This window comes from Methylomagnum sp. (genome assembly GCF_054333355.1).
Map to the genome: position 1 here is coordinate 1 of NZ_JBTEKS010000146.1, position 9,737 is coordinate 9,737.

Consider the following 9,737-nt stretch of genomic DNA (forward strand, 5'->3'; position numbering starts at 1 on the left):
ATGACGTGGGCGAAATCCGGCGGGTGCTCAATAGTTTCTTGCAGATGCTTGAGCGGGACGAATCCAATAGCGTTATCGTTGCCGCCACCAACCACCCGCAAGCCCTGGATTACGCACTATTCCGCCGTTTTGACGATGTCATCGAATATAGTTTGCCGGGCCGGGCGCAAATCGTTGAAGTGCTAAAAGCCAAGCTAGCGGGTTTCAAGATTACTAAGCCGGTTTGGGCTAGTTTGGCCGAACTGGCGGATGGTTTGAGCCATGCCGAATTAACCCGTGCGGTCCAGGAGGCGATTAAAGACGCCGTTATCCATGACCGTTCGGTCTTGACCTCTGGTGATTTAAAAAAAATGTTGGAAGAGCGGCAGGCCATGAGGAGGTGTAAGATATTTGCCCCTAACCCGTAACAGTATTGCCGCTTATGGATGGAAGCCAGCCTCCCCGTCGCCCTCATTTCCTTCTTTCAAATACCGCCCAAACCGAGCTTTACCGCCCTAGATTGCGGGTGATATCTGCCCCAAATCTGCCCAACTTGGACCGGCACTCTCACGGTCAAGCCTTACTGAGCCAATTGTCCCAAGTCCGACAGGTGGCAGAAACCGCCAAACGCCAACAGGAACAGGCAGGAATGACTGCCGGTTTGGGATTGCAGGTTCAATTCTCCAGCTTTCCAGATATAGAACTGGCAATCCAAAGCCTTTCCGATGTCCGGGCGGGAATTGAACTGCGAAATGTGCGGCGTGCCGACAACCGCACTTACGCTACCGTATTTGTGCCTGACGGGAAGCTTGATGTTTTTGAAAAGAAAATTCAGGAATATCTGGCTGAGCGCAAAAATCGCAAAGGTGATCCCATCGACCATAAAGCGCTCCTCAATACTATTCAAGAAATCCGCGCTGCCGCTTTCAATGAGCTATGGACCGATGATCCATCGGCCCTCCCGGCGACAGAGGAAGAACTGATTTGGTGGGAGGTCTGGTTGCCGGTAGCGGAAGATCGGCAGGCTACCTGCCACTTTCGTACTATCGCCGGGCAAATTGGGTTCAAGCTCTCGCCTGACGAGTTGTGGTTCCCTGAGCGCACGGTTCTTCTTATGGAGGGAACTCAACGGCAAATCCAGCAATCCGTGCTGCTACTCAACAGCGTGGCGGAACTCAGACGGGCCAAGGAAACCGCCGAATTCTTCGATTCCATGCAACCGGCAGAGCAACGTGAATGGGTGGACGATTTACTTGGCCGGACACATTGGCCGGAAGAAAATGCGCCCTATGTTTGCCTACTCGATACCGGAGTCAATCAAGGACATCCATTACTGGAACCGATTCTAAACCCTATGGATTTGCACACCATCGAGCCTGCTTGGGGAAGTGCCGACCAAGAGGGGCATGGCACGGAGATGGCTGGCGTCGTGGCTTGGGGTGATTTGACCGAGGCGCTGGAAGACTCCAACCCGGTGACTTTGAGCCATCGCCTGGAATCCGTGAAGTTGCTCCCGCACAACGGCGGCAACGTAGAAAAGCATCATCATGGACGCCTAACAATCGAAGCGGTTTCTAGGCCGGAAATCACCGCGCCGGATCGTAAGCGTGTCTTCAATATGGCGGTGACAGCCAAAGACAACCGGGATCGGGGCAAACCTTCCGCTTGGTCTTCTACGTTGGATTCGTTGGCGTGTGACATGGAAGGGGAAGGTTTATCGCCTCGTCTGATCGTCGTGTCGGGCGGCAACATTGATGGCTTTGGGGCGCATGACGCGTGGTCGGATTATCCCGCCAGCAACACAACGGACAGCATTCATGACCCCGGTCAAGCTTGGAATATCCTGACCGTCGGCGCTTACACCGAGAAAACGCGCATCACTGAGATGGATGCCAACGGGTTTTCGGCGATTGCCCCGGCGGGTGGGTTAAGTCCGTTCAGCACCACCTCGGTATGTTGGCAAAAGCACTGGCCTTTAAAACCCGACGTTGTTTTCGAGGGCGGCAATGTGGCTAAGAACGCCATTGGGCCGGTGACAATGCACAGCCTCAATTTGCTGACGACCTCTCACGAGCTTGGTTCGCGCTTATTGACCACCACTAATGCCACCAGTGCCGCCACGGCTTTGTGTTCCCGGATGGCGGCTCAACTGATGGGGGAATATCCCAACTTCTGGCCGGAAACTGTACGGGCGCTCATCGTGCATTCGGCGGAATGGAGCGAGCAAATGCAAGCCGATTTCCTGAATCCTCAACGACGGAAAGGCGATTATGTAAATTTGATCCGACATTGCGGCTTTGGCGTGCCCAGTCTTGAACGCGCCTTATGGAGCGCTTCCAATTCACTGACCTTGATCGTTCAAGACCATTTGCAACCTTTCATGCGTGAGGGCAAGGATGAACCGAAATTGCGGGATATGCACCTGCATACGTTGCCATGGCCGGACGAAGCGTTGCGGAGTTTAGGCGAAGCCTCGGTGGAAATGCGAGTCACCCTGTCGTATTTCATCGAGCCAAGTCCAGGCATTGTCGAGCGTGGTGCGGGCGGGCGTTATCGCTATGAATCCCACGGCTTGAGGTTCGACGTGAAGCGCCCGACCGATACCGTGAATGACTTTCGCGCCCGCATTAACCAACGGGTACGGGACGAAGAGGAGGGAAGCTATACCGGCGGTAGCTCAGATCACGGTTGGCAACTCGGTTCAAACTTACGTCACTTGGGTTCGTTGCATTCCGATACTTGGGCGGGCACAGCGGCGGCACTCGCCGAACGCGGGGTATTGGCTGTTTACCCCGTCGCGGGTTGGTGGAGAACGCGGAAGAAGCTGGAGCGCTACGATAAAAAAGCGCGTTACGCACTGGTGGTTTCAATACGCACGCCGGAAACGGACGTTGACCTCTATAGCATTGTTGAGAATCTCGTTGCCATTCCAGTAATGACATAAACGTCTACTGGTTCCTCAAATTCTTATTTGGCAATCAGCGGAAAGCTCGCCATGAATATGGATAGCCTTCCCCCATTGATTCTCCCCACCACGACGGCATACTAGCCCGCTCCATCAACCCAGCCCCGGTTTCCACCCTGAGCAAGCACCTTCTCAAATCCACCGCCGTCGTGGGCGGGATGACGCTGGCGTCCCGGATTCTCGGCTTCGTGCGGGATATGGTCATCGCCCGCTATTTCGGGGCGGACGCCGGGACCGACGCCTTCTTCGTGGCCTTCAAGGTGCCGAACTTCCTGCGCCGCTTGTTCGCGGAGGGCGCCTTCTCCCAAGCCTTCGTGCCGGTGCTGTCGGAATACCGCGAGCGCCACACGCCGAACGAACTCCGGGAGTTTCTCGATAACACCGCCGGTACCTTCGCGCTGGTGCTGGCCTTGCTCTCGGGTGCGGGCATGGTGGCCGCGCCGCTGCTGATCCTGCTGTTCGCGCCGGGCTTCTACCAGAACCCCGAACAGTACGGCCTCAGCGTCGAAATGCTGCGCGTCACCTTCCCCTATCTGTTTTTCATCTGCCTGACGGCGTTTTCCGGCGGCATCCTCAACACCTGGGGGCATTTCGCCCTGCCCGCCGCGACGCCGGTCTTCCTCAATCTGGTGATGATCTCCGCCGCCGTCTGGCTGGCCCCGCAGTTGGAGTCGCCGGTCATGGCGCTGGCCTTCGGCGTGCTGCTGGCGGGCGCGGTGCAACTCGCCATCCAGATTCCCGCCCTGGTCCGGCTCGGGCTATTGCCCCGGCCCCGGCTGGCCTTCGACGATCCCGGCGTGCGGCGGGTCATGCGGTTGATGGCCCCGGCGATTTTCGGCGGTTCGGTGGGGCAATTGAATCTGTTGATTAACACCCTCATCGCGTCCTTCCTGGTGTCCGGCAGCGTGTCCTGGCTGTACTACTCGGATCGGCTGGTGGAGTTTCCGCTGGGGATTTTCGGTGTCGCCATCGGCACGGTGATCCTGCCGCATTTGTCGAAACACCACGCGGGCGAGGCGCGGGAGGCGTTTTCCCATTCGGTGGATTGGGCCTTGCGCTGGGTGGCCCTCATCGGCGTGCCCGCCACGCTGGGACTGGCGCTGCTGGCCGAACCGCTGATTTTCACGCTGTTCCAGTACGACCACTTCTCCGCCCATGACGCCACCATGGCGGCCCGCAGCTTGATGGCTTATGCGGTGGGATTGATCGGCTTCGTCGGGGTGAAGGTGCTGGTGCCGGGATTCAGCGCCCGTCAAGACCTCGCCACGCCCGCCCGCTACGGGGTTTATGCCGTCGTCGTCAATGTCGCGCTGAGCTTGTTGCTGGTGTTCGCCATCGCCCCCGCCGGGTGGGAACACGCCGGGCTGGCGCTGGCGGTGTCGCTGTCGGCGCTGGTCAACGCGATGCTATTGCTGGTCAAGCTGATGCGGGACGGTATTTATCGGCCCCAACCCGGCTGGTTCCGGTTCGCGGCGGGCCTGGTGGTGGGCAATGCCGTGATGGCGGCGGTGTTGGTGTACGCGGCGGGGCATCACCCTTGGCAGGCTTGGGCGTCGGCGGAACGGGTTTTAAACTTAGGGGTGTGGATCGCCGTGGGTTTCGCCGCCTATGTGCTGACCCTCGCCGTTATGGGGCTGCGGCCCCGGCATGTTTTGCTTCCTGAAAAATAACCTCTCCCATGCGCTTAAAGACAGCCTTTAATTTAAAAACACCCAACCAAACGTTGTGTAGTCCCGCCCCTTCGACTTCGCTCGGGACAGGCTTCAGGCGGCTCTTTCTACAGCCAAAACCGCCTGAAGGCGGGACTACGAGCCTGATATGCGGTTGATTCAAAACCCCGCCCGCCTGAGTCTCGGCGAGGCTGGTTGTGTCGCCACCATTGGCAATTTCGACGGCGTTCATATCGGGCACCGGGCGGTCATCGACACCCTCGCGGAGGCCGGGCGCCGTCTGGGCCTGCCGGTCTGCGTGGTGCTGTTCGAGCCGCAGCCCCGCGAATATTTCGATCCCGCCAACGCCCCGCCCCGCTTGATGCGGTTGCGGGAAAAGCTCGACCGGCTGCGGGAATTGCCGGTGGACGCGGTGCTGTTGCTGCGGTTCAGCCAGCACACCGCCAACCTGCCGCCGGAAACCTTCATCGACGACATTCTGCTGAACGCCCTGCGGGTGAAATATCTGGTGATCGGCGACGACTTCCGCTTCGGCAAGAACCGCCGGGGCGATTTCGCCCTGCTGCGCGAGGTGGGGCGGGAGCGCGGCTTCGAGGTGGTGGACACGCCCTCGGTCATTCTGGATGGCGAGCGGGTCAGCAGCACCTTGATTCGCGAGGCGTTGGCGGTGGGTGATTTGGAGCGGGCCGAACAATTGCTGGGTCGGCCCTTTTCGATTTGCGGACGCATCGCCCACGGCGAAAAATTGGGCCGCACGATAGGCTTCCCCACCGCCAACCTATTGATGCGACGGAAAAATTCTCCGGTGCGGGGGGTCTTTGCCGTTACAATGGCGGGACTCGGCGAACGGTCCCGGCCCGGTGTCGCCAACGTAGGCGTTCGTCCCACGGTGGCGGGCGGGCAGACCGTGTTGCTGGAAACCCACTTGCTCGACTTCGCCGGCGATGTCTACGGACGGCTGGTCGAAGTGGTGTTTCACCGGAAGCTGCGGGACGAACGGCGCTTTCCCGGACTCCCCGAACTCAAAGCCCAGATCGAGAACGATGTGGCGGCGGCGCGGGCGTTTTTTGGGGCGAGTGGCGATGGCTCGGTTTATAAGGCTCGATAAATCAAGAATCCATCGACTATGACTTTCGAGTGGAACGAGACAAAAAATCAAATCAATATCGCCAAACATGGTTTTGATTTTGCCGACGCCCACAGGATATTCGAGTTACCCGTTTTCACGGCGCTGGATGAGCGCGAGGATTACGGCGAGGATCGTTGGATCGGCATAGGATTATTGAATGAGCGCGTGGTTGTGGTTGTCTATGCCGAACCTGCTGCCGATACCATCCGAATCATTTCATTGCGAAAAGCCTTATCACACGAGAGAAAACTGTATGAACACTATCTCAAAAACAGATTGGGCTAGGATAGATGCGATGGCGGACGAGGATATTGATACCTCGGATATTCCGCCGCTGTCCGCCGACTTTTTCGCCAAAGCCGCGTTGAAGCTGCCAGCCACCGACAAACCCGTGGTTGCGGTGAGACTCGACACCGATACGCTCAAATGGTTTCAAAATCAGGGTGAAGAGGCCGAAAATCAAATGGCGATAGCCTTGCGGCTATATGCGGAAACCCACCGGGAAAAGTTAGCCCAGAACCCGTAGGTTAGGTTGCGGAATCAGTAATAAAGAACCCAACACTAACGAATAGCAGTATAGAGACCAATCCAGACCATTTTTGAACCATGACCACCGACTATAAATCCACCCTCAACCTCCCGACCACCGATTTCCCCATGAAGGCCAATCTGCCCCAGCGCGAGCCGGAGCGGATCGAACAATGGCAACAGACCGGGCTGTACCAGAAAATTCGCGAGGCGTTCCAGGGCCGTCCGCGCTTCGTGTTACACGACGGCCCGCCCTACGCCAATGGCGAGATTCACATCGGCCACGCCGTCAACAAGGTGTTGAAGGACATCATCGTCAAGAGCAAGGGGCTGGCCGGGTTCGACGCGCCCTACGTGCCGGGCTGGGATTGCCACGGGCTGCCCATCGAGTTGATGGTGGAGAAGAAGATCGGCAAGGCCGGGGTGAAGGTGCCGCCGGGCGAATTCCGCAAGGCGTGCCGGGCTTATGCCGCCGCGCAGGTGGACATCCAGCGCAAGGAGTTCATCCGGCTGGGCGTGTTCGGCGAGTGGGAGAATCCCTATCTCACCATGGATTTCAAGTTCGAGGCCGACATCGTGCGGGCGCTCGGGCGCATCTGCGCCAACGGCCATCTGACCAAGGGCGCCAAGCCGGTCCACTGGTGTACCGATTGCGGCTCGGCCCTGGCGGAAGCCGAGGTGGAATACGAGAACAAGCGCTCGCCCGCCATCGACGTGAAGTTCCGGGTGCTGGACGGGGCCGATTTGATCCGCCGTTGCCACAGCGTGCCGGGCCATGTGGGGTCGGGACCGATTTCCGTGGTGATCTGGACCACCACGCCCTGGACCCTGCCCGCCAATCAGGCGGTGGCGCTGGGACCGGATGTGGAATACGCGGTGGTGGATTGCCCCGACCAGGACGAGCGGCTGGTGCTGGCCGACGCCTTGATGAAGGACGTGATGCTGCGGGCTGGCATTGAGAATTACCGGGTGGTGGCGTACTGCAAGGGTTCCGAGCTGGAGGGCTTGAAGCTGCGCCATCCCTTCTATGACCGGCTGGTGCCCATCATCCTGGGCGACCATGTGACGCTCGACGCGGGCACTGGCGCCGTCCACACCGCCCCCGGCCACGGCCAGGAAGACTATGTGGTCGGCCAGGTCTACGGCCTGCCGGTGGACAACCCGGTCGGCGACGACGGCAAGTTCCTACCCAACACGCCCTTGTTCGCGGGCGAGCATGTGATGAGCGCCAATCCGCACGTCATCGAGGTGCTGAAAGAACACGGCACCCTGCTGCACGAGGCCCGCATCGACCACAGCTATCCCCACTGCTGGCGGCACAAGACGCCGGTCATCTTCCGGGCCACGCCGCAATGGTTCATCGGCATGGAGGCGAACCACCTCCGCCGCGCCGCCCTGGAGGAAATCGGCCAGGTGCAATGGATTCCCGATTGGGGGCAGGCCCGCATCGAGGGCATGGTGGCGAACCGCCCGGACTGGTGCGTGTCCCGCCAGAGGAATTGGGGTGTGCCGATTGCCTTGTTCGTGCATCGGGAAACCGAGGAGCTCCACCCGAACACGCTGGCACTGGTCGAGCAGGTGGCGAAGCGGATCGAGGCGCGTGGCATTGATGCGTGGTTCGATCTGGACCCCGCCGAAATCTTGGGCGAGGAGGCCGCGCACTACCGCAAGATCGGCGACACCCTGGACGTGTGGTTCGATTCCGGCGTGACCCATTTCGCCGTGCTGAACCGCCGCGAGCAACTGCACTACCCGGCGGACCTCTATTTGGAAGGCTCGGACCAGCATCGCGGCTGGTTCCAATCGTCTTTGCTGGCGGCGGTCGCCATCAACGGCCACACCCCGTACCGCCAAGTGCTGACCCACGGCTTCGTGGTGGACGCGCAGGGCAAGAAGATGTCGAAATCCAAGGGCAACGTGGTCGCGCCGCAAAAGGTGATGCAGAATCTGGGCGCGGACGTGCTGCGGTTGTGGGTGGCGTCCAGCGATTATGAAGCGGAGATGAGCGTTTCCGACGAAATCCTCAAGCGCGCCGCCGATGTCTACCGCCGCCTGCGTAACACGGCCCGTTATCTCTTGGCGAATCTGGCCGGATTCGATCCCGCCGCCCATGTGGTCGCCCCGGCGGACATGCTGGCGCTGGACCGCTGGGCCGTGGACCGCGCTTGGCAGTTGCAGCAAGAGGTCACGGAGGCTTACGAGACCTATCAATTCCACCGGGTTTATCAGAAGGTCCATCACTTCTGCTCGGTGGATTTGGGCAGCTTCTACCTCGACGTGTTGAAGGACCGCCAGTACACCTGCCGGGAGGACAGCCTCGCCCGCCGTTCCGGGCAGACCGCCATGTTCCACATCGCCGAAGCCTTGGTGCGTTGGCTGGCGCCGATCCTCAGCTTCACGGCGGACGAAATCTGGCGTTACCTGCCGGGCCAGCGGAGCGAGTCGGTGTTCCTGGAAACGTGGTACGAAGGTTTGTTCCCGCTGGACGAGGGCACGCCCTACGACCACGAGTTCTGGAACTTCGCGCTGAAAGTCCGCGAGGCCGTGAGCAAGGAGATGGAAGTGCTGCGGATCAAGGGCGACATCGGCTCGTCGCTGGATGCGGAAGTCGAGCTGTATGGCGACGAGGCCGTCTTTGAATCGCTGTCCCGCATCGGCGAGGAATTGCGCTTCGTGTTCATCGCCTCGGATGTGCGGGTGCTGCCGAAGGACGGCGCGGCGGGGGCATTGCCCACCGACATCGACGGGCTGGAAATCAAGGTCACGGCGTCCGCGCACACCAAGTGCGTGCGCTGCTGGCATCACCGCCACGACGTGGGCGTCCATCCCGATCACCCGGACATCTGTGGCCGCTGCGTGGAGAATGTGGTCGGCGCTGGCGAAACCCGTCGGTACGCCTAACCATGCTGCGTTGGCTGTGGCTTTCCGTGGGCGTGGTCGCCCTCGACCAATTGACGAAGATACTGGTCGATGCGTCCATGCGGCTTTATCAATCCATCGAGCTGATACCGTTCTTTCAGCTCACTTATCTACGTAATCAGGGCGCGGCGTTCAGCTTCCTGGCCGGGGCGGGCGGCTGGCAACGCTGGTTCTTCATAGGGCTGGCGGCGGTGGCTAGCGGGCTGATTTGCTATTGGCTGAACAAGCTCAAGCCGGAGCAGCGCTGGGAAGCGGCGGCTTGGGCGCTGGTCTTGGGCGGGGCGCTGGGCAATCTGATCGACCGCACTTTGTACGGCTATGTGATCGACTTCCTCGACGTGTACTACGGCGAATGGCACTGGCCGGCGTTCAACGTGGCCGATTCCGCCATCACGGTGGGGGTGGCGATGCTGCTGATTGACTCGTTCTGGCCGCGCCGCCCGGCGTGATGTTCTGGTTGGGCGGGCTGATAGGGATAACATCGCTTGGAGCGATGTTATCCCTTTTTTCGGTTTAGAGGCTTTCCGGCTTCCGCCGCTCGCTGAGC

8 protein-coding genes are annotated in these 9,737 nt (G+C 60.0%); all 8 read left to right on the plus strand.

Annotated elements, in window-relative coordinates; genetic code table 11:
* The coding region (locus ACXWUF_RS12290) for an AAA family ATPase (protein ID WP_458494959.1) at positions 1-407 on the plus strand (407 nt) is incomplete at its 5' end.
* A 182-nt stretch (positions 408-589) separates the two neighbouring features.
* Positions 590-2,923 (plus strand): S8 family peptidase, encoded by a 2,334-nt coding sequence (locus ACXWUF_RS12295; RefSeq protein ID WP_458494960.1) that lies wholly within the window; start codon positions 590-592, stop codon positions 2,921-2,923.
* 137 nt (positions 2,924-3,060) lie between these two features.
* Entirely contained in the window at positions 3,061-4,614 is a 1,554-nt protein-coding gene (gene murJ, locus ACXWUF_RS12300; protein ID WP_458494966.1) for a murein biosynthesis integral membrane protein MurJ, read from the plus strand.
* A gap of 148 nt (positions 4,615-4,762) precedes the next feature.
* Entirely contained in the window at positions 4,763-5,722 is a 960-nt protein-coding gene (gene ribF, locus ACXWUF_RS12305; RefSeq protein WP_458494961.1) for a bifunctional riboflavin kinase/FAD synthetase, read from the plus strand.
* Between the two features lie 18 nt (positions 5,723-5,740).
* Positions 5,741-6,028, plus strand: coding sequence for a BrnT family toxin (locus ACXWUF_RS12310; protein WP_458494962.1), 288 nt, complete (start codon positions 5,741-5,743; stop codon positions 6,026-6,028).
* A 10-nt stretch (positions 6,029-6,038) separates the two neighbouring features.
* Complete coding sequence (locus tag ACXWUF_RS12315; RefSeq protein WP_458498703.1) at positions 6,039-6,269, plus strand: hypothetical protein; 231 nt, start codon at positions 6,039-6,041, stop codon at positions 6,267-6,269.
* A gap of 80 nt (positions 6,270-6,349) precedes the next feature.
* A complete protein-coding gene (gene ileS, locus ACXWUF_RS12320) occupies positions 6,350-9,172 on the plus strand; it encodes an isoleucine--tRNA ligase (RefSeq protein WP_458494964.1) in 2,823 nt (940 codons plus the stop codon).
* Between the two features lie 2 nt (positions 9,173-9,174).
* Positions 9,175-9,639: a signal peptidase II gene (gene lspA, locus ACXWUF_RS12325; RefSeq protein WP_458494965.1), complete on the plus strand. Its 465-nt coding sequence runs from the start codon at positions 9,175-9,177 to the stop codon at positions 9,637-9,639.
* The last annotated feature ends 98 nt before the right edge of the window (positions 9,640-9,737 follow it).

Coding starts and splice junctions, on each gene's coding strand:
- lspA (WP_458494965.1), top strand. CDS start 9,175: ATGCTGCGTTGGCTGTGGCTTTCCGTGGGCGTGGTCGCCCTCGACCAA.
- ACXWUF_RS12315 (WP_458498703.1), top strand. CDS start 6,039: ATGGCGGACGAGGATATTGATACCTCGGATATTCCGCCGCTGTCCGCC.
- ACXWUF_RS12310 (WP_458494962.1), top strand. CDS start 5,741: ATGACTTTCGAGTGGAACGAGACAAAAAATCAAATCAATATCGCCAAA.
- ileS (WP_458494964.1), top strand. CDS start 6,350: ATGACCACCGACTATAAATCCACCCTCAACCTCCCGACCACCGATTTC.
- ribF (WP_458494961.1), top strand. CDS start 4,763: ATGCGGTTGATTCAAAACCCCGCCCGCCTGAGTCTCGGCGAGGCTGGT.